Below are 20,750 nucleotides of genomic sequence, written 5' to 3'. Positions count from 1 at the left end.
GCCGGAGATAGCTTTCTGTTGTTGAATTGAGAAAGGAAAAGAACAGATGAGTTATAAACGATTGATGCCATGTATATTTATCAGCGAGGGGAAGGCGGTAAAATGGTTTGATAACCTGGAGGTACTCTCGGAAGACGTTATAGGTCTTGCAAAACAGTACTGTGAAAAAGGAGCGGATGAGCTGATCGTGTTTGATTTGTCAAAGTCTGACGAAGAACACGATGAGGCCATCGATCTGATGCGGAGGATGACGAGAGAGATCCATGTCCCAATGATTGCAGGTGGAAATATCGAAAGAGTAGAGGATGTAAAAAAGATTCTCTATTCAGGGGCAAAAAAAGCATTTTTGAATATTTCCAAACCTAGCGCGGTGGGAATGATCGAAGAGGTGTCCAAGCGGTTTGGAAAAGAAAAGATAGCTGTATCTCTCAATGATTTTGACGGACTTTTCAAAAACCAGCATCTGCTCAAAGAGTACTGCAGTGAGCTCCTGTTTTTGCATCGCCTGGATTTGGATTCCGTTGTGAACATTACGAATATGCCGTACATGGTTTTGACAGATACGATGGAGGAGGAAGAGCTTTTTAAAATTTTGAAAGCAGATGGAGTAGAAGGACTTTCCGGAAGATATGTCAGTCAGCTGGATTTCAATCTCACTGCATTTAAAGAGAAATGTGCGCAGGAGGAGATTGCCATGGCCCAGTTTGAAAGTTCTATGGATTTTTCAGAGTTTAAACTGGGAAGTGACGGGCTTTTGCCGGTGATCGTGCAAAGCCATAAGACGGGTGAAGTACTGATGATGGCCTATATGAACGAAGAAGCATTTAAGGCAACATTGAAAACCGGGAAAATGACCTATTTCAGCCGCAGCAGGCAGAGACTATGGGTAAAAGGGGAGACATCCGGCCATTTTCAGTATGTGAAGTCACTTTCCATAGACTGTGACAACGACACACTCCTCGCAAAAGTAGATCAAGTGGGGGCTGCGTGTCATACAGGAAATCCGAGCTGTTTCTTCCGCACAGTGGCGGGGAATACAAACAGTGAAAAGAATCCGCTTCAGGTTTTTGAGACTGTGTACGAAACCATTCAGGACAGAAAGAAAAATCCAAAAGAAGGTTCTTACACAAATTATCTGTTTGACAAGGGAATTGACAAAATCTTGAAAAAAGTGGGGGAAGAGGCGACAGAGCTTATCATCGCTGCAAAAAATCCGAATCCGGAAGAGATTAAATACGAAATGTCAGATTTTCTTTTCCATGCCATGGTGCTGATGGTGGAGCGCCAGGTCACATGGGAAGACATCATCAAAGAGCTGGCAGACCGGTAAACGTAGGATATTTTGGAAAGTTAGGGCATATATTACTAAAAGTAGTATATGTCCTTTTTGTGGTGCGGCGAAGGGAAGGGGGAAATCGCATGAATGAAACGGAAAAAAGGAGAAAAGAACTGCTTGCACAGGCCAGGAGCATGTACAGGGATGACAAAGGAATTCCTGCCGTCCATCCGCGCTACCGTGCCTCCTACCAGCAAATATATGGAAAAGATGAGGAGGAAGAAAGAGAAAGCAGCAGCTTTGGGATCAGGGCTTTTTTGTGTATTCTTTTGTTCGCCGTTTTTGTGGCGGCGGATTACAAGGATACAAACATCGGGGGCGTGGAGCGCGCCGCAATCGTAAATCAGATTCAAAAGGGGGGTTCGACTGTAAATATTTTCAAGGGGAAACTTCCTTGACAAATATAGGGGATGTTGATATAATGCAACAGTTCAAAAGGGCGCTGTAATTTTACAGCACCCTTTCATAGTTTATGCAAAAAAAGAGTGTTTGAAAATAGCTGAAAGAAAAAATCATAAAGATAAAAAACTTTCATATGATGAAGTGACAGGTATCAGCAAAGGAGTCAAACATGGAAAGGTGGAAGAAAAGAGCAGGGCTTTTGCTCTCATTGTTCCTGCTCCTGTTCCCTCATGTCAGCTGCCTGGCACGGGAGAAAAGTGAAGAGCCGGACAAACTCCACTCACAGGCAGCAGTTTTGATGGATGCGGACAGCGGACGGGTGCTGTTTTCAAAAAATGGGGATGAGAAAAAAGCGATGGCGAGTACGACAAAGATTATGACGTGCATTCTGGCGCTAGAGCAAATGGAGGAAAGCCAGAAAGTACAGGTAAGTGCCAACGCTGCTAAGCAGCCAAAGGTACATCTTGGCATGAAAGAAGGAGAAGAGTTTTATATTAAGGACCTTTTGTATTCCCTGATGCTGGAATCACACAATGATTCCGCTGTGGCAGTTGCGGAAGGGATAGCAGGTTCTGTGGAAGAGTTTGCAAAAAGGATGAACGCAAAGGCAAAGGAAATTGGATGCGAAGATACGCATTTTGTCACGCCAAATGGGATCGACGGACAGGATGATGGAGGAATTCATTCTACCACAGCAAAAGAACTGGCGCTCATCATGCGTTACTGTATCATGCAGTCTCCGAAAAAGGACGAATTTTTGTCCATTACGAGAACATGGGACTACCATTTTCAGGATGTGGAGGGAAAAAGGGATTTTACGTGTACCAACCACAATGCGTTTTTGAATATGATGGAAGGAGCTTTGAGCGGAAAGACGGGGTTTACTGCTGATGCAGGATATTGCTATGTGGGTGCCTTAAGGGATGGAGACCGCACGTTTATTGTAGCGCTTTTGGCGTGCGGATGGCCGAATAATAAAGGCTACAAGTGGGAGGATGCAAAAAAGCTGATGCAGTATGGATTGGACAATTATCAGTACCGGGAGATAGAAAAGCAGTCGGAAATAGAGTCGGTTCCAATACCTGGAGGGGTGACAAAACAGAGCGCGATCGGCGAAATTGTGAATGAGACATTTCGGGTAAAAGAGAAAAAACAGAGTACGCTCTCTGTTTTGATGAGAAATGATGAAGACATCAGGATCGACACTATTATGGAGGAACCCCTGAAACTCCCGATAAAAAAGGGACAGGTGACAGGAAAAAGAGTGTACTCTTTAAACGGACTTGTATTGGAGCAGGATGATATTGTAGCGGAAAAGACAGTTGAGAAAAAGTCCTGGAAATGGGCATTTGGATGCGTGTTCCGGATGTTTGGATTTCAGCAGGATCTCTTTTAATAGAAAAACACAAAATGTTAAAAAAAATCAATAAAAATGATTAAAAACGTCACTACCGGGATAAGAAAAAGTATAGTAGGATAAGAAAAGACAAGAAAATTGATTAATTTATACATAAAGGAGATATAATGTCATGAAAAATGCAGAAAAATATCAGAAGAATTATTTCATGCCTCCGGTTGTGACGTATGACTGGGTAAAAAAGGACAGCATTGATAAACCGCCGATCTGGTGCAGCGTAGATTTGAGAGATGGGAATCAGGCATTGGTAGAGCCGATGAGCCTGGAGGAGAAACTGGAATTTTTCCGCATGCTGCTTAAAGTAGGTTTCAAGGAAATAGAGGTCGGTTTTCCGGCAGCGTCCGAAACAGAGTATCAATTTCTTCGTACATTGATCGAGGAGAATATGATTCCGGATGATGTGACGATCCAGGTGCTCACACAGGCGAGAGAGCACATTATCAAGAAAACGTTTGAGGCTGTCAAAGGCGCGCCTCACGCAGTGATCCACCTTTACAATTCCACGTCTGTGGCGCAGCGGGAGCAGGTGTTCAAAAAAAGTAAAGAAGAGATCAAAAAGATCGCAGTGGATGGAGCGGTTCTTTTAAAAGAGTTGGCAGACAGTACAGAAGGGAACTTTACCTTTGAATATAGCCCTGAAAGTTTTACAGGGACGGAAGTGGACTATGCATTGGAAGTGTGCAACGCTGTATTGGACGTATGGAAACCGGAAAAAGAAAAAAAGGTCATCATCAATCTTCCTGCTACTGTAGAGCATTCTATGCCGCACGTATTCGCCTGCCAGGTGGAATACATGCACAAGCATCTTGCTTACCGCGAAAATGTCGTCCTTTCTTTGCATCCGCACAATGACAGGGGATGCGGAGTCAGTGATGCAGAGCTTGGAATTTTAGCCGGAGCAGACAGAATTGAAGGGACGCTGTTCGGAAACGGAGAGAGAACCGGAAATGTGGATATCATCACATTGGGAATGAATATGTTTGCCCAGGGCGTGGATCCGGGACTTGATTTTTCAAATATGACAGAAATCAAAGAGACATATGAAAAATTGACGAGAATGCATGTGGATGTAAGACAGCCGTATGCCGGCGAACTGGTCTTCACTGCGTTTTCCGGTTCCCACCAAGATGCAATCGCAAAAGGAATGGCTTGGAGAGAAGAAAAAGAGTGTGATAAATGGACTGTTCCGTATCTTCCGATCGATCCAAAGGATGTGGGACGCCGGTATGATTCTGATGTCATCCGCATTAACAGCCAATCAGGAAAAGGCGGAGTCAACTATATCCTCAAACAAAGCTATGGCATCAGCCTTCCAAAAGCAATGCAGGAAGAAGTAGGTTATTTGGTAAAAGATGTCTCAGACAAAGCCCATAAAGAATTGACACCAGAATGGATCTACCATATTTTTGAGGACCACTATATCAACGAAAAAGGAATTTTTTCCATAGAAGAATGCCACTTTAAACAGGAAAACGGAATTCTTGCAGAATCTACCATTTTCCACGATGGAAAAAAACTGGTTATCACGGGAACAGGAAACGGACGTCTGGATGCAGTGAGCAATGCGATCAAACAGTATTTTGGTATCAGTTATGAATTATCTTTCTATGAAGAGCATTCTCTCACAAGAGGTTCCTCCTCAAAAGCTGCCGCTTATGTAGGAATCAAGTGCAATGGAAAGAGCTGCTGGGGTGTAGGGATTGATGCGGATATCATCAAGGCATCCATCGAAGCGCTCACAGTTGCAGTGAACAAATGCGGGGAGCTAAAAAATACGGAGAGTACAAAGGATGAGAGAATGGTGGAGATCATGAATTATATCCAGGCTAATTATCTGGATGTGACACTGGAGGATTTGTCTGAAAAATTTTTCCTTTCCAAACCATATCTTTCCAAATACATTCGTGAAAAATCAGGGATGACATTTGGAGATATCGTCAAAAATATCCGAATGAAGAAGGCGAAAGCATTGCTCAAAAGCAGCAGTATGACAGTGGAAAATATCGCGCTCTCTGTGGGGTATCAGAATGTGGAGCATTTCAACCGTCTGTTTAAGAAAGCATACCATATGACGCCGATCCAGTACAGAAATCAGAAAAACAAATAGAATGGAAAAATCCGATGAACAGTACAAATTCCAAGTTCATCGGATTTTTTATGTAGATAATTTAGTCTTCTAAAGCCTGCATGTTTTTGAATGCTGTAGACAGCATAAGTTTGATTCGGTTAAGCTGGTTTACCTCGCTGGCACCAGGGTCATAGTCTATGGCCACGATATTTGAGCCAGGATGGCGGCGTCTGAGTTCTTTGATCACACCTTTTCCGACCACATGGTTTGGAAGACATCCAAACGGCTGTGTGCAGACAATGTTTGCGACACCGTTGTGGATCAGCTCCAGCATTTCACCGGTGAGGAACCATCCCTCTCCGGTCTGGTTTCCAAGGGAGACGATGTCGTCTGCCATGTGTGCAAGCTCTTCAATGTGAGAAGGAGTATCAAAATGCTTGCTCTTTTTGAATTCCTCAAAAGCAGGTTTTCTAAGCCACTCCAGTGCTTTGATTCCAAGATTGGATTTGAAGGCGCTGGATTTTTTCATGCCCAGCTTTTCTGCCTTGAAATTCTGGTTGTAGAAACAATAGAAAAAGAAATCCAGAAGATCAGGCATGACAGCCTCAGCGCCTTCATGTTCCAAAAGGTCCACAAGGTAGTTGTTTGCAAGAGGAGAGAATTTTACAAGAATTTCTCCCACAATACCGACGCGAGGTTTCTTTTCATCGGTTATCGGAAGTGCGTCAAATTCCCGGATGATCTGACGGCACATGTTCTTGAACTCCCCAAGGCCAGCGTGCTTTTTCTGCAGAAAAGCAATACATTTTTCCTTCCATTTTTCATGAAGAGCATTGGCCGAACCTGGTGTTTTTTCGTAAGGGCGCATCCGATAGAGACATCTCATAAAAATATCTCCGAAGATAGCTCCGTATACAGCGCGGATCGCCAAGGATGCCGTAAGTTTAAAACCAGGGTTGTGCTCCAGTCCGCTCAAGTTCATGGAAATGACTGGAATATGAGGATATCCGGCTTTTTCCAGTGCACGGCGGATAAAACCGATATAATTGGATGCTCTGCAGCCTCCGCCTGTCTGGGAAATGATAAGGGCAAGTCTGTCTGTATCGTATTTTCCGGACAAAACAGCGTCCATCAGCTGTCCCACGACAATGAGGGACGGATAGCAGGCATCATTGTTCACATATTTTAATCCAACATCTACTGCGCGCTTGCTGTCAGGCAGCACGACCAGATTGTAGCCGGCAGCTCTCATGGCAGGTTCGATCAGATCAAAGTGGATCGGGGACATCTGCGGGCAGAGAATCGTATAATTCTTTTTCATTTCCTTTGTAAAAGGAACTTTCACAATGGATGCAGGTTTGATCTCACGCTCGGCATGTTTTTGATCTCTTACACGGATCGCAGCTAAAAGAGAACGGATACGGATTCTTGCGGCTCCCAGGTTGTTGACCTCGTCAATCTTGAGGGAGGTGTAGATCTTTCCTGATTTTGTCAGAATATCACTCACAGCATCTGTGGTCACGGCGTCAAGACCGCATCCAAAAGAGTTGAGCTGAATCAAGTCTAAATTCTCTTTTGTCTTTACAAAGTTTGCCGCTGCATAGAGTCTTGAATGATACATCCACTGGTCCATGACAATGAGAGGACGCTCCACTGGATTTAAATGGGAGATAGAATCCTCGGTCAGCACGGCAATATCATAAGAGTTGATCAGCTCCGGAATTCCGTGGTTGACTTCCGGGTCAATGTGGTACGGACGTCCGGCCAGAACAATGCCCCGTTTCCCTGCCTTGTCCAGATAAGCGATGGTCTCCTCGCCTTTTTTTCTCATGTCCTCTCTTGCAGATGCCAATTCCTTCCATGCTTTATGTACGGCTTGCCGAATTTCCTCGGACGGGATGGAAAAGTCTTTGGACAATTCTTCGTTCAGGCGCTCATATAAAGTCTCTTCACTTTTGAAGGACATAAATGGATTCCTGAAGTCAATTTTTCCCTGGATGATCTCATCCATATTGTTTTTGATGTTTTCCGCGTAGGAAGTGACGATCGGGCAGTTGTAATGATTGTTTGCATCCTCAAATTCCTGTCTTTCGTACGGAATACAAGGATAAAAAATAAAGGTTGCTCCGTGCTGGATCAGCCATTCCACATGCCCGTGAGCCAGTTTAGCCGGATAACATTCGGATTCGCTTGGGATGGATTCAATGCCCAGCTCGTAAATTTTCCGGTTGGACAAAGGAGAGAGCATGACAGAAAATCCAAGTTCATGGAAGAAAGTAAACCAAAATGGATAGTTTTCGTACATGTTTAGTACTCGTGGGATTCCAACAACTCCCCGTTTTGCCTCTTCTGGCGAAAGAGGAGTGTAGTGGAAATATCGGTCTAGTTTGTAGGCAAACAGATTCGGAATATCGGTTGTCTTCTTTGCTTTTCCAAGTCCTTTTTCACAGCGGTTTCCGGTGATGAATTTTCGGTTTCCGCTGAAGTGGTTGATCGTAAGACGACAGTTGTTCGTACAGCCCTTACATTTTGTCATGGTTGTGGAGTAGGTCAGGTTTTCAATGTCTTCAATGGAGAGCATGGTAGTTGTCCCGCAACCCTTCATCTGGAAACGCTCTCTTGCGATCAGAGCAGCGCCGAATGCGCCCATGATTCCTGCAATGTCCGGACGGATGGCATCACATCCTGCAATTTTTTCAAAGCTGCGCAGGACTGCGTCGTTGTAGAATGTACCACCCTGCACAACGATGTGTTTGCCAAGCTCTGAGGTATCGGAAACTTTGATGACTTTAAAGAGCGCATTTTTGATGACAGAGTAGGCAAGACCTGCGGAAATATCCGCCACTTCCGCACCCTCTTTCTGCGCTTGTTTTACTTTCGAGTTCATAAACACCGTACAACGGGTTCCAAGATCGATCGGATTGTGTGCGAACAAAGCCTCATGTGCAAAATCCTGCACGGAGTAGTTCAAGGACTTTGCAAATGTCTCAATGAAGGACCCGCATCCGGAAGAGCAGGCTTCATTTAACTGCACACTGTCCACGGTCTGGTTTTTGATCTTGATGCATTTCATATCCTGTCCGCCAATGTCCAGGATACAGTCCACATCCGGCTCAAAGAAGGACGCAGCATAGTAGTGAGATACAGTCTCCACTTCTCCTTCATCCAGAAGAAGAGCCGCTTTGATCAGAGCCTCCCCGTATCCGGTGGAACAGGAGTGTACAATTCTGGCCCCGTCAGGAAGTTTGGAATAAATGTCCTTGATCGCGTGGATCGTTGTGCCAAGAGGGTCCCCGTCGTTTCCGTGGTAGAAGGAATACAGCAAAGTTCCATCCTCAGCCACAAGCGCGGCTTTTGTCGTGGTGGAACCGGCATCGATTCCAAGATAACAATTTCCTTTGTAAGTGGAAAGATCCATAACAGGGACCTGATGTTTAGCGTGGCGCTCTTCAAATTCATGAAATTCTTTTTCTGTGGCAAACAAAGGCTCCAGACGCTCTACCTCAAATTCCATCTTGATCTTTCCGGCCAAGCGCTCCTGCAAAGCTGCAAGTGCTACGGAAATCTCTGGCTTTGCGTTCAATGCAGAACCAACGGCTGCAAAAAGATGGGAGTGCTGAGGAATGATGGTGTGTTCATCATCCAGTTTCAATGTGCGGATAAAAGCTCCCCGAAGTTCAGAGAGGAAATGGAGCGGGCCTCCTAAAAATGCAACATGTCCACGGATTGGTTTTCCGCAGGCAAGACCGCTGATCGTCTGATTGACAACAGCCTGGAAAATAGAAGCAGCCAGGTCTTCCTTAGTTGCCCCTTCATTGATGAGCGGTTGAATATCGGACTTGGCAAATACTCCACAGCGCGCAGCAATGGAGTATAGCGCTTTATAATTTTTAGCGTACTCGTTCAGCCCCATGGCATCTGTCTGAAGAAGGGAAGCCATCTGGTCGATGAAAGAACCTGTACCGCCTGCACAGATTCCGTTCATACGCTGCTCTACATTGCCTCCTTCAAAGTAGATGATCTTTGCATCTTCACCGCCAAGCTCGATGGCAACATCCGTCTTAGGTGCATTGTCCTGAAGAGCGGAGGAGACTGCGATCACCTCCTGCACGAACGGAATTTCCAGGTGGTTGGCAAGTGTCAGCCCACCGGAACCTGTGATGACCGGAGATGCTTTGATCGGTCCCAGTTTATAGATAGCACGCCCCAGCAAATCGGATAAAGTCTCCTGGATATTTGCAAAATGACGTTCATAATCGGAAAACAAGATGTCATGTTTTTGATTCAGGACCGCTATTTTTACTGTCGTGGAACCGATATCGATTCCAAGTGTATAAAATTCGTTCTGACTCATAAATCATTCTCCTATTAACTTGATAGTTTCTTATTTATATATATTTTCAAAATGTACAACAAGTAACATTATACGACAAGAAATCCGAAATGACAATTCTTAAATTGTTGTAAACTATGGCCGGAAAATTGACAAACAATTATTCAAACGATACAATGGACTACAGGAAAAAGGTAAAGGAGCTATTAGATTTATGGATTGGTTAAACAAAATGGAGCGGAAATTTGGCAGATATGCGATTCATAATCTGACGCTGTATCTGATTATCTGCTATGTGATTGGATATATCATCTGGTATACGGTGCCGAATATGATCTTGTATCTGACGCTGGATCCTTCACTTATTGTGAGAGGTCAGGTGTGGAGGCTCATTTCGTGGGTATTGATCCCACCGGGGAGTTTTGATATTTTGACAGTGATCATGCTGTTCTTTTACTACAGCATTGGGACATCCCTGGAACGTGCATGGGGAACCTTCCGCTACAATGTGTATATTTTTTCCGGGATTATCTTTACGGTTATCGGAGCATTCATCCTGTTTTTGATCTACCCGAACGGTTCCTTCCTTACAATTTCACTGTCTTTCAGTACATATTATATTAATATGTCTATTTTCCTGGCGTATGCCATGAGCTACCCGGATATGCAGGTGCTATTGTATATGGTCATTCCGATTCGTATAAAATGGCTGGCCTACGCGGATATCGCGTATCTTGCATACATGTTCTGGCAGGGCAATCTGGTGTCGAGAGTTGCGATTGGGGCATCACTTTTGAACTTTATCGTGTTCTATTTTGCAACAAAAAATTTCAAGCCGTATACGCCAAAGGAATTTGCAAGAAAGCAGAAATTCAGAAAGGAAGTCAAAAAAAATCCGCCTCCGTCCCAGGCGCATAAAAGCGGGCCAAGACATAGGTGTGCGGTCTGCGGAAGGACAGAGCTTGATGATCCGAATCTGGAATTCCGCTATTGTTCCAAATGTAATGGAAATTATGAATACTGTCAGGATCATCTATTCACCCATGAACACAAAAAATAAGTGTTGGTGAGAAGAGAGATGCCGTAGAAAGATTGCAAAGAAGCATAAGAATGCACTGGCATGATTTCTGCGGTATTTTATTTTTATTAGAAAAGTTTGCAAAAAATAAGGTTTGATTTGTGTGCCAATCTTGACAAACAAAAGCAATGCCTATATAGTTTTTTGCAGATACCGGTCTGTTTCTTGCTTTAAAAGAGCGGGCGGGGAACAATAGAATGGATTATACAAAGAGGAGAGAAATAAAATGACGAAAAAACCATTTGTGACAAAAGAACAGCTGGAAAAAATTGTAAAAGAGTACCCGACTCCGTTTTATTTATATGACGAAAAAGGAATTCGTGAAAATGCAAAAGCGGTGAGAGCAGCATTTTCCTGGAATAAAGGATTTAAAGAATATTTTGCGGTAAAGGCAACTCCAAACCCGTTTTTGATCAACATTCTGCGGGAGTACGGATGTGGATGTGACTGTTCCTCCTACACAGAGCTGATGTTGTCGGAGGCAATGGGCATTACGGGACATGACATTATGTTTTCCTCCAATGCAACTCCGGCAGAAGAATTTGTCTATGCGGATAAGCTTGGGGCGATCATCAATCTGGATGATTTCACCCATATTGAATTTTTGGAAAAGACCATCGGACATATTCCAAAGACGATCAGCTGCCGTTACAATCCGGGTGGGCTTTTTAAGATCAGCACAGATATTATGGACAATCCGGGAGACGCCAAGTACGGCATGACTACAGAGCAGATTTTCGAGGCATATAAAATACTGAAAGAAAAAGGAGCCGAGGAGTTTGGGCTGCACGCATTTTTGGCAAGCAATACAGTGACCAATGAATACTATCCGACACTTGCAAAAGTACTTTTTGAGCTGGCAGTAAAACTGCAAAAGGAGACGGGGGCGCACATCAAATTTATCAATCTTTCCGGTGGGATCGGAATCCCTTACAGACCGGATCAGGAGCCAAACGATATTCGTATCATCGGTGAGGGAGTAAGAAAGGTGTATGAGGAAGTGTTGGTGCCTGCGGGCATGGGCGATGTCGCTATCTACACAGAGCTTGGCCGTTTTATGATGGGGCCGTATGGTTGTCTTGTGACAAAGGCTGTTCATGAGAAACATACGTACAAAGAATATATTGGGTGTGATGCCTGTGCGGCGAACCTGATGCGTCCGGCTATGTACGGTGCATATCATCATATTACGGTGATGGGAAAAGAAAATGAACCTTGTACCCACAAGTACGATATCACAGGTTCTCTCTGTGAAAACAATGACAAATTTGCAGTTGACCGTATGCTGCCGAAGATCGATATAGGAGATTTTCTTGTCATCCACGATACGGGAGCGCATGGATTTGCAATGGGCTATAATTATAATGGAAGATTAAAATCAGCAGAAATCCTTTTGAAGGAAGATGGAAGTACGCAGCTGATCCGCCGCGCGGAAACTCCTCAGGACTATTTTGCAACATTTGATTGTTTTGATATTGGAGAAAAACTGGCAAAGAGGTAAAAGAAAGAAGGGCATCCCAAAGTCATAAAATGACCAGGGATGCCTTGATACTTTCATATTGAAATTTAAGTTCGAAAGTGATATAGTAGTCATATGCAGATATGGTTCATCGGTAGAACGCTAGCTTCCCAAGCTGGAAAGGCGGGTTCGACTCCCGTTATCTGCTTTTAATATTGTTTTCAGTACATCCTTTAATGAAAAAGGGTGTTTTTTGTTTTCGAAGAAAAGAGCTTGCTTTGTTCTGAAATCACAAAAGTAAAAAAAGCCTTTCATCAAAAGAAAGACTTTTTCATGCAGGTGGTGGGACTTGAACCCACACGAAGTTGCCCTCGCAAGATTTTGAGTCTTGTGCGTCTGCCATTCCGCCACACCTGCTTGTATTTTATTGTTCGTCACATCGGCTACGTGTTATAAGATACCATTTTGAGAGTGGTTTGTCAACAATTATTTTTAATTTTTTAAACAATTTTGCATTTTTAGTTTTTTCATTGAATCCGGATGTTTTAAAGCATTTCCTGAAGACCAGAATAAATCTGCTTTTAAAATGGATGGTTTTCGTGTAGAATAAGGAACAGAGTATTTTAAGGAAACAAGAAATCAGAAAAGGATAGGAATATGAGCGAAAAGATAGTTTTGATGGACGGGCATAGTATTTTGAACCGTGCTTTCTACGGGATTCCAGACCTTACGAATGCGGAAGGTCTGCATACAAATGCAGTATATGGATTTTTGAATATCATGATGAAAATATTGGATGAGGAGAAACCAGAGTACCTGACAGTTGCCTTTGATGTGCATGCTCCTACCTTCCGGCATGAAATGTACGAGCAGTATAAAGGGACGAGAAAGCCGATGGCAGAGGAGTTAAGACAGCAAGTGCCTGTGATGAAGGATGTGCTCAAAGCCATGGGCATCAAGATCGTGGAAAAAGCCGGGCTTGAAGCAGACGACTTGATCGGAACGCTGGCGGGAAGATGCGAGGCGCGTGGCATGGAAGTCGCTGTCATTTCCGGGGACAGAGATTTGCTGCAGCTTGCTACAGAGCATATAAAAATAAGAATTCCAAAAACAAAACAGGGAAAAACGGAGATTGAGGATTATTATGCCAAGGATGTCAAAGAACGTTATCAGGTCACACCAAAAGAATTTATAGATGTGAAAGCTTTGATGGGAGATGTTTCAGACAATATTCCGGGGGTTCCGAGTATTGGGGAGAAGACAGCTACGAAAATCATCGTGGAGTACGGTACGATTGAAAATGCATATGAACATGTGGAAGAACTCAAACCGCCAAGAGCTGCAAAAGCTTTGAATGAATACATGGAACAGGCAAGGATGAGCAAGGAACTGGCTACTATTGAAACCAATGCGGACATCCCGTACAACCTTGAGGAAGCAAGAATGAAAGATTTTTATACCGAGGAGGCCTATCAATGGTTTCAAAGACTTCAGTTTAAAAATCTGCTTGCCCGATTTGAGACAAAGATGACAGAAAATGACATTGAAACAGTCTTTCGAGTGATCCAGAAAAAGTCGGAAGCCACAAATGTGCTGGAAAAGGCAAAGATGGCAGCGCTTGTAGGAATCGCGCTGGAAAAGAACACGGAAAATGTACTCCCCCTTTTTGCCAGCCAGGCTCCATGTTCCGGGCTCGGTCTTGCATTTGGAGAAGGAGAGATTTATAAAATCGAAATTGGGGAGGAGATTTCCTTATCCTGGCTTTCCGAAAAGGTCAGAGAGCTTTCCGAAAAGGCAAGGCTTTCCTTTTTCCGATTAAAAGAGAGCATGAAGGCGTTTCCTTTGGAAGACAGTGCAGACTGTTATGATGTGCACCTGGCAGCATATCTTTTAAATCCTCTTAAATCCAGCTATGAGATTGACGATGTGGCCAGAGAATACTTGAACTTGATCATAGATGAAAAATTAGAAGTATGGCAGAAGACATGTTATGAAGCACTTACGGTATGGAAAGTGGTTGATGTGCTTGACAGAAAACTGGAAGAGGAAGGCATGAAAGATTTGTTTGATGAAATCGAGATGCCCCTTGTATTTGCGCTTCGTGATATGGAAGAGGCGGGCGTAAAGGTGGAAACTGAGGCCTTAAAGACATATGGTGCTCAACTTGGAGAGCGGATTGCAGATCTGGAAAAAGAGATTTATGAAGGCGCGGGAAAAGAATTCAATATCAACTCACCAAAGCAGCTTGGGCTTGTATTGTTCGAGGATTTAAAACTGCCGCATGGAAAGAAGACGAAAAGCGGATATTCTACAGCTGCGGACATTTTAGAAAAACTTGCGCCGGATTATCCAATCGTATCCAAAGTGTTGGAGTACAGACAGCTTGCAAAACTAAAATCAACTTATGCGGATGGACTCATTCAATTTGTCCAGGAGGACGGAAGGATCCACGGGACGTTCCATCAGACTGTAACGGCGACAGGAAGGATCAGCAGTGCGGATCCAAATCTTCAAAATATTCCGGTGCGCATGGAATTGGGAAGGCTGATACGGAAAGTGTTTGTGCCAAGAGAAGGGTATGTGTTTGTGGATGCAGATTATTCACAGATTGAACTTCGTGTTCTTGCACATTGTTCCGGGGATGAGGCACTGATTCAGGCGTATAAAGAAAAAGAGGATATCCACCGCATCACTGCCTCCCAGGTTTTTCATGTACCATTTGAGAAAGTGACGGATCTGCAGCGGCGAAATGCCAAGGCGGTTAATTTTGGGATTGTATACGGAATCAGCTCCTTTGGACTGAGCCAGGATCTGAGTATTACAAGGAAGGAAGCACAGACCTATATTGAACGGTATTTTGAGACGTATCCCGGCATCAAGAAGTTTTTGGATGATACAGTTGAATTTGCAAAAAAAGAAGGATATGTAAAAACATTGTTTGGAAGAAGGCGTCCGATCCCGGAATTGTCCTCCAGCAATTTTATGCAGAGGAATTTTGGTGAGAGGGTGGCAATGAACGCTCCGATTCAGGGGACGGCTGCAGATATAATGAAGATCGCCATGATCAATGTCAATCATGCGTTGAAAGAAAAAAATCTCCGCTCCAGGATCGTACTTCAGGTACACGATGAACTTTTAGTGGAGACACATAAAGATGAGGTGGATGAAGTGAAGGCGATTTTAAAAGAAAAGATGGAAAAAGCAGCCAAGCTGGCAGTTCCTCTTGATATTGGGATGAGCGTGGGAAACAATTGGTATGAGGCGAAATAAAGATGAAGATCATAGGGATCACCGGCGGAGTAGGTGCCGGTAAAAGTACAGTGTTAAGAGAATTGCAAAGCCGCTATCATGCAGCCATATGTGAGGCGGACGAAGTGGCGAGAAATTTAGAGGAGCCGGGAGAAAAATGCTACGAAGAGATTGTCAGAGTATTTGGAGCGGAAATCTTAAAAGAGGACCGTTCCATTGACCGGGCAAAACTGGCTGCGATCGTGTTTGGTAATGCCCGGAAACGTAAGCAGTTAAATGGTATAGTTCACCCGGCTGTGAAACGGGAGATCATAAGAAGGATCCAAAAAGAACAGGAGAGGGGGAGCAGCCTTTTTGTCATCGAGGCGGCTCTTCTTCTGGAAGAGCATTATGAGACCATCTGTGATGAGATATGGTATATTTACACAGAGGAGTCGGTGCGCAGAAAAAGGCTGAAATCGTCCAGGGGATATAGTGATGAGAAAATTGATGCAATCCTGCGCTCACAGCAGACAGAAGAGACTTTCCGTGCTTTGTGCCAGAGGGTCATCCACAATGGGGAAGATTTTGGAAGGACTTGCGGAGAACTGGAAAAAGCAGTAGAATCTATCTGTCAAAAATAAAACAGATTAAAAAATCAGAGATAGAAGTATAAAAGAGGAGAGCAGGTACATATGAGATTATGCAGTATAGCCAGCGGCAGCAGTGGAAATTGTATTTATGCCGGGAGCGATTCCACTCACATTTTGGTGGATACGGGGATCAGCAGAAAAAGAATCGAGGAAGGGCTTTGCACACTTGGCATCAAAGGGGATGAACTTGCAGGGATTTTGATTACCCATGAGCATTCGGACCACATCCAGGGGCTTGGAGTATTCAGCAGAAAATATGGAATCCCAATCTTTGGCACACCGGGGACTCTTCAGGGGATACGTCAGTGCAGGAGCCTTGGGGTAATGCCGGACGGACTTTTTCACGAAATCCATGTGGATGAAAGCTTTGAAATCGGTGATCTTGGCGTCCATCCATTTAAGATTTCCCACGACGCCAACGAGCCATGCGGGTTTCGGATCGAAAATGGCGGGAAAGCTGTGGCTGTGGCTACGGACCTAGGAATTTACGATGACTATACAGTGGACCGCCTGAGAAATCTGGACGGTATTCTTTTGGAAGCAAACCATGATATCCATATGCTGGAGGTTGGACCGTATCCATATCCGCTCAAACAAAGAGTAAGAGGGGACAGAGGGCATTTATCAAATGAATTGTCAGGCCGTCTCCTTTGTGATATACTACATGATAACTTGCAGTTTGCCATACTTGGACATCTGAGCAAAGAGAATAACTATGCAGAGCTTGCATATGAGACGGTAAAACTGGAAGTCTCCCTTGGGGATAATCCATACAAGGGCGATGATATTCGTCTTCTCGTGGCAAAAAGAGACCAGGTATCAGAAATAATGAGTATATAAATTTCAGGAGGAATAAGCCGTGAAAAAAGGAATTATTACAGTTGTTGGAAAAGATTGTGTTGGAATTACCGCAAAAGTCTGCACTTATTTAGCTGAGAATCAGATTAATATTCTCGATATTTCACAGACCATTGTCCAGAATTATTTCAATATGATGATGGTTGTGGATATGGACAAGACAGAGAAAAAGTTTTCTGAAGTGGCAGAGGAACTTAAAGAAGTGGGTCTGTCTATCGGAGTGGACGTCCACTGCCAGAACGAAGAAATTTTTGAAAAGATGCACAGATTATAAGATCCGGCGGCATTCATGCTCGAAATTCAGAAAGGAATAGGCGAAAATGATTAATGTATTTGAAGTAAATGAGACAAATAAGATGATTCAGGAAGAGAATCTGGATGTCAGGACCATTACGCTGGGAATCAGTCTTTTGGATTGTGTGGATTCCAATCTGGATGTCCTGAATCAGAATATCTATGACAAGATCACAACAACGGCAAAGGACCTCGTGAAAGTGGGAGAAGAGATTGAACAGGAATTCGGAATTCCGATCGTGAACAAAAGAATCTCCATCACCCCGGTATCATTGGTCGGAGCGTCCGCATGTAAAAGTCCGGATGATTATGTAAGCATTGCAAAGACGCTCGACAGGGCGGCAAAAGCAGTGGGAATCAATTTTATCGGAGGATATTCTGCGCTTGTATCAAAGGCCATGACAAAGAGTGAGGAGTATTTGATCCGCTCCATTCCAAAGGCACTTGCCTCCACAGAATTTTTGTGCAGTTCTGTCAATGTAGGATCCACAAAGACAGGTATCAATATGGATGCAGTCAAACTGTGCGGAGAGATTGTAAAAGAAACCGCAAGGATGACAAAAGAAAACGATTCCTGCGGCTGCTCCAAACTTGTCATTTTCTGCAATGCACCGGACGACAATCCGTTTATGGCAGGGGCATTTCTCGGGGTTACGGAAGGGGATGCAGTGATCAATGTCGGGGTCAGCGGTCCTGGCGTTGTGAAACGCGCTCTTGAGAAAGTGCGCGGAGAAAATTTCGAAGTTCTCTGTGAGACGATCAAAAAGACCGCATTCAAGGTTACGAGAGTCGGGCAGCTTGTAGCAGGAAAGGCATCTCAAAAGCTGGGGGTTCCGTTTGGTATTGTGGATTTGTCGCTTGCACCGACGCCGACGATCGGAGACAGTGTGGCGGAAATTCTGGAGGAGATCGGTCTTGAAAGAGTGGGAGCTCCTGGTACTACGGCAGCGCTCGCGCTGTTAAATGATCAGGTGAAAAAGGGCGGTGTGATGGCATCCTCCTATGTAGGCGGTTTAAGCGGCGCGTTTATTCCGGTCAGCGAGGATCAGGGAATGATCGATGCGGTTTTGGAAGGTGCCCTGACATTGGAAAAATTGGAGGCAATGACCTGTGTCTGCTCTGTAGGTCTCGATATGATCGCTATCCCGGGGAAAACCTCTGCAGCTACGATTTCCGGAATCATTGCAGACGAGATGGCAATTGGAATGATAAACCAGAAGACAACAGCAGTGCGCATCATCCCTGTCATTGGAAAAGATGTTGGGGAACAGGCCGAGTTTGGCGGACTGCTTGGTTATGCGCCGATCATGCCGGTCAATGAATTTTCATGCGAAAAGTTTATTGGACGTGGCGGAAGAATTCCGGCACCAATCCATAGTTTTAAAAATTAAAAAGGAAAAGGTACTATGAAAAGAGTAGCAATTGTGACAGACAGTAACAGCGGGATCACTCAGGCTCAGGCAAGGGAGCTTGGTATATCAGTCGTGCCGATGCCGTTTTTCATTGATGAAAAGTTGTATTTTGAAGATATCACGCTTTCCCAGGAGGAATTTTATGAGAAACTGAAAGCGGATTCAGACATCAAGACTTCTCAGCCATCCCCGGGGGATATTCTGGAGCTTTGGGATGGACTTCTGAAAGAATACGAGGAGATTGTCCACATCCCAATGTCATCAGGACTCAGCAGTTCTTGTGAGATGGCTGTGATGCTGTCCGCTGACTACGAAGGAAAGGTGTGGGTTGTGGATAACCGAAGAATATCCGTGACCCAAAGGCAGGCTGTTTTGGATGCGATCGCGCTTGCAAAAAAAGGGCATGGCGGAAAGGAAATCCAAAAGATTTTGGAAAAACGCGCACAGGATTCCAGTATTTATATTACCGTGGATACATTGAAATACCTGAAAAAAGGCGGAAGAATCACACCTGCAGCTGCGGCTATCGGAACAGTTTTGAATTTAAAACCAGTGCTGCAGATTCAGGGAGGAAAGCTGGATGCCTATGCAAAGGTAAGAGGCTTTAAGCAGGCAAAGAAAGTGATGCTGGAGGCCATGGAAAAAGATCTGCTGCACCGTTTTGAGGGGCAAAAAGTGCATCTGGAAGCAGCTTACACTTGTTCCGATGAAGAGGCAGAAAAATGGAAAGAGGAGATAGAAGACCGTTTTTCAGATTATGAAGTGCACATGGACCGGCTTTCTCTGAGCGTTGCCTGTCATATTGGACCGGGTGCCATGGCAATTGCCTGTTCAAAGAAATTGGACGAGCTGGATGAAAGGTAAAAATGAACAAAATGAGCCGGTACCATTATTGAGAATGCAAAAAGCGGACAATCCTTCCGGATGGGGAGGGTTGTCCGCTTTGTATATTGCAGGATTTAAAGAATGACCATTTGCTGCTTTATGGGGATGGAAAACGAAGTTTTGAATTTATCCGTGATGACGGATTCATAAAGAGCATCCCGTTTCATCTCGCGCACAGCAGCCTGGGCAGCTCCAAAAGAAAGGGAGCTATACCTGGGGGGATTGGTTAAAAGTGGGAGGGATCCCTTTGATTTCAGTATTGTAAACAGATTCTGTTTTTCTTTCCGCAATCCCAAAATACGGATAAATCTGTGAGGGAAGAGTTGGGACTCCTTTTCCTCTTCTTTTGTGATCTTTAAAAGAATATGAAAAAGAATCCGGCAGATCCTTGTGTAAGTGATCTCCTTTGTTTTTAGAACCTGGCAGAATTGGTGAAAGGAGATAAATTTTGGGGAGCATCGCGCAATACGGTGGGCAATATCGCTGGTTACATCCACATATCTTTGAAGACTTTCGGCATCTTCCTCCAAAAGACGGTATCTTAAAAGAAGGGAAAAGTCTTCTTCAAAGACAGGGAAACGCAAACCATATCCGTTTTCAATAAGCGGAAGGCAATTTTGCGGAATATACAAGGAAAGTTTGTCATCCAAATGTGAGCGTGGATCGTGTTCTTTCAAAAAATTGCGGATAGAGGTGGCGGAACTGAAGGTTCCCTCCAAAAACGCCTCGCGGTATTCGGATCCCACCCGTTTGATTGTGCATGGTGTAATATTGCTTTTTCGACGGATGAGCGCTTTCAAATATTCCACTGCAAGGATATTGTTGGAGGTGCCAAGCAGGGAGGTTTCCGAAAAATCTTTTCCAAGGCAGGAGGATAAGGCTTTTGCCCTGGCAGCAGGAAAGGAGAGCCCGGATTTTAAATGGGATCTCAGATTTTCTCTGTATTTTTGAGGTTCATCCGCGAGAATGGATGCAGCCTCCCATAAGGGGCCTATGTTTCCGCACTCGCTTCCGAAACAGAGAGCGTCCACACATCCAAGACTGTCCAGAAGGGAGACAGCTCCGAATGCAAAAAGCTCTGCGCTGCCGAGCGCATATAAACTTGGAAGTTCCACAACCATATCTACGCCGTTTTGCAGGGCTGCAAGACAGCGCAGATGTTTTGGTATGATTGCAGGAGTACCGCGTTGGACATAGTTGCCACTCATGACAGCGATGACGGCATCTGCCCCTGTTATTTTTTTTGCCATTTCAATGTGATATTTATGTCCATTGTGAAATGGATTATATTCGGTGATCAATCCGACAATTTTCATGAATTTTCCTT

Annotated in this window: 14 protein-coding genes and 2 tRNA genes; 13 read left to right on the top strand and 3 right to left on the bottom strand. The window is 44.3% G+C overall.

All coding sequences use genetic code 11. The annotated features are described in order from the left end of the window. Positions 1-46: 46 nt before the first annotated feature. The 4 genes from hisIE to B5F18_RS01985 all read left to right on the top strand — a co-directional run bounded on the left by hisIE (position 47) and on the right by B5F18_RS01985 (position 5,262). A complete protein-coding gene (hisIE, locus tag B5F18_RS02000) occupies positions 47-1,330 on the top strand; it encodes a bifunctional phosphoribosyl-AMP cyclohydrolase/phosphoribosyl-ATP diphosphatase HisIE (RefSeq protein ID WP_087155984.1) in 1,284 nt (427 codons plus the stop codon). Between the two features lie 89 nt (positions 1,331-1,419). Continuing rightward, entirely contained in the window at positions 1,420-1,734 is a 315-nt protein-coding gene (locus B5F18_RS01995) for a hypothetical protein (RefSeq protein ID WP_087155983.1), read from the top strand. A 173-nt stretch (positions 1,735-1,907) separates the two neighbouring features. After that, the gene (locus B5F18_RS01990) at positions 1,908-3,134 is read left to right on the top strand and encodes a D-alanyl-D-alanine carboxypeptidase family protein (protein WP_087155982.1); all 1,227 of its coding nucleotides are present in this window, start codon (positions 1,908-1,910) and stop codon (positions 3,132-3,134) included. A 133-nt stretch (positions 3,135-3,267) separates the two neighbouring features. Then, on the top strand, positions 3,268-5,262 hold the full coding sequence (locus B5F18_RS01985) for a 2-isopropylmalate synthase (protein WP_087155981.1): 1,995 nt from the start codon (positions 3,268-3,270) through the stop codon (positions 5,260-5,262). A gap of 61 nt (positions 5,263-5,323) precedes the next feature. Here the strand turns inward: B5F18_RS01985 and B5F18_RS01980 are convergent, their stop codons facing one another. After that, positions 5,324-9,577: a 2-hydroxyacyl-CoA dehydratase gene (locus B5F18_RS01980; protein ID WP_087155980.1), complete on the bottom strand. Its 4,254-nt coding sequence runs from the start codon at positions 9,575-9,577 to the stop codon at positions 5,324-5,326. A gap of 193 nt (positions 9,578-9,770) precedes the next feature. Between B5F18_RS01980 and B5F18_RS01975 the strand changes: the two genes are divergently transcribed. The 3 genes from B5F18_RS01975 to B5F18_RS01965 all read left to right on the top strand — a co-directional run bounded on the left by B5F18_RS01975 (position 9,771) and on the right by B5F18_RS01965 (position 12,301). After that, positions 9,771-10,616: a hypothetical protein gene (locus B5F18_RS01975; protein ID WP_087155979.1), complete on the top strand. Its 846-nt coding sequence runs from the start codon at positions 9,771-9,773 to the stop codon at positions 10,614-10,616. A gap of 244 nt (positions 10,617-10,860) precedes the next feature. Further along, on the top strand, positions 10,861-12,135 hold the full coding sequence (locus B5F18_RS01970) for a diaminopimelate decarboxylase (RefSeq protein WP_087155978.1): 1,275 nt from the start codon (positions 10,861-10,863) through the stop codon (positions 12,133-12,135). A gap of 95 nt (positions 12,136-12,230) precedes the next feature. Then, positions 12,231-12,301 (top strand) — tRNA-Gly (locus tag B5F18_RS01965). A 126-nt stretch (positions 12,302-12,427) separates the two neighbouring features. Here the strand turns inward: B5F18_RS01965 and B5F18_RS01960 are convergent. Continuing rightward, positions 12,428-12,510: transfer RNA gene (locus tag B5F18_RS01960), tRNA-Leu, on the bottom strand. Between the two features lie 240 nt (positions 12,511-12,750). On the opposite strand from B5F18_RS01960, the gene polA reads away from it, so the two are divergent. Genes polA through B5F18_RS01930 form a run of 6 tightly spaced genes read left to right on the top strand, consistent with a single transcriptional unit; the run spans position 12,751 to position 19,402 of the window. Continuing rightward, positions 12,751-15,363 carry a DNA polymerase I gene (polA, locus tag B5F18_RS01955; RefSeq protein ID WP_087155977.1) on the top strand — a complete coding sequence of 871 codons (2,613 nt, stop codon included), beginning with the start codon at positions 12,751-12,753 and terminating at the stop codon, positions 15,361-15,363. A gap of 2 nt (positions 15,364-15,365) precedes the next feature. Continuing rightward, a complete protein-coding gene (coaE, locus tag B5F18_RS01950; RefSeq protein WP_087155976.1) occupies positions 15,366-15,965 on the top strand; it encodes a dephospho-CoA kinase in 600 nt (199 codons plus the stop codon). A gap of 51 nt (positions 15,966-16,016) precedes the next feature. After that, positions 16,017-16,814: an MBL fold metallo-hydrolase gene (locus B5F18_RS01945; protein ID WP_087155975.1), complete on the top strand. Its 798-nt coding sequence runs from the start codon at positions 16,017-16,019 to the stop codon at positions 16,812-16,814. Positions 16,815-16,833: 19 nt separating this feature from the next. Continuing rightward, positions 16,834-17,106, top strand: a complete 273-nt coding sequence (locus tag B5F18_RS01940) for an ACT domain-containing protein (RefSeq protein WP_087155974.1) — start codon at positions 16,834-16,836, stop codon at positions 17,104-17,106. Between the two features lie 46 nt (positions 17,107-17,152). Further along, positions 17,153-18,517, top strand: a complete 1,365-nt coding sequence (locus B5F18_RS01935) for a PFL family protein (protein ID WP_087155973.1) — start codon at positions 17,153-17,155, stop codon at positions 18,515-18,517. 15 nt (positions 18,518-18,532) lie between these two features. Beyond that, positions 18,533-19,402 (top strand): DegV family protein, encoded by an 870-nt coding sequence (locus B5F18_RS01930; protein ID WP_087155972.1) that lies wholly within the window; start codon positions 18,533-18,535, stop codon positions 19,400-19,402. Between the two features lie 95 nt (positions 19,403-19,497). On the opposite strand, the gene B5F18_RS01925 is transcribed toward B5F18_RS01930, so the two are convergent. Continuing rightward, positions 19,498-20,739: a nucleotidyltransferase gene (locus B5F18_RS01925; RefSeq protein WP_087155971.1), complete on the bottom strand. Its 1,242-nt coding sequence runs from the start codon at positions 20,737-20,739 to the stop codon at positions 19,498-19,500. Positions 20,740-20,750 lie beyond the last annotated feature (11 nt).

It is taken from the genome of Lachnoclostridium sp. An181, from assembly GCF_002160325.1.
Classification (GTDB): Bacteria; Bacillota; Clostridia; order Lachnospirales; family Lachnospiraceae; genus An181.
This window is presented reverse-complemented; position numbering and strand designations above follow the sequence as displayed.

Bases quoted from the DNA above. Each gene is read 5' to 3' on its own strand.
- hisIE (WP_087155984.1), top strand. From the start codon at position 47: ATGAGTTATAAACGATTGATGCCATGTATATTTATCAGCGAGGGGAAG.
- B5F18_RS01995 (WP_087155983.1), top strand. From the start codon at position 1,420: ATGAATGAAACGGAAAAAAGGAGAAAAGAACTGCTTGCACAGGCCAGG.
- B5F18_RS01990 (WP_087155982.1), top strand. From the start codon at position 1,908: ATGGAAAGGTGGAAGAAAAGAGCAGGGCTTTTGCTCTCATTGTTCCTG.
- B5F18_RS01985 (WP_087155981.1), top strand. From the start codon at position 3,268: ATGAAAAATGCAGAAAAATATCAGAAGAATTATTTCATGCCTCCGGTT.
- B5F18_RS01980 (WP_087155980.1), bottom strand. From the start codon at position 9,577: ATGAGTCAGAACGAATTTTATACACTTGGAATCGATATCGGTTCCACG.
- B5F18_RS01975 (WP_087155979.1), top strand. From the start codon at position 9,771: ATGGATTGGTTAAACAAAATGGAGCGGAAATTTGGCAGATATGCGATT.
- B5F18_RS01970 (WP_087155978.1), top strand. From the start codon at position 10,861: ATGACGAAAAAACCATTTGTGACAAAAGAACAGCTGGAAAAAATTGTA.
- polA (WP_087155977.1), top strand. From the start codon at position 12,751: ATGAGCGAAAAGATAGTTTTGATGGACGGGCATAGTATTTTGAACCGT.
- coaE (WP_087155976.1), top strand. From the start codon at position 15,366: ATGAAGATCATAGGGATCACCGGCGGAGTAGGTGCCGGTAAAAGTACA.
- B5F18_RS01945 (WP_087155975.1), top strand. From the start codon at position 16,017: ATGAGATTATGCAGTATAGCCAGCGGCAGCAGTGGAAATTGTATTTAT.
- B5F18_RS01935 (WP_087155973.1), top strand. From the start codon at position 17,153: ATGATTAATGTATTTGAAGTAAATGAGACAAATAAGATGATTCAGGAA.
- B5F18_RS01930 (WP_087155972.1), top strand. From the start codon at position 18,533: ATGAAAAGAGTAGCAATTGTGACAGACAGTAACAGCGGGATCACTCAG.
- B5F18_RS01925 (WP_087155971.1), bottom strand. From the start codon at position 20,739: ATGAAAATTGTCGGATTGATCACCGAATATAATCCATTTCACAATGGA.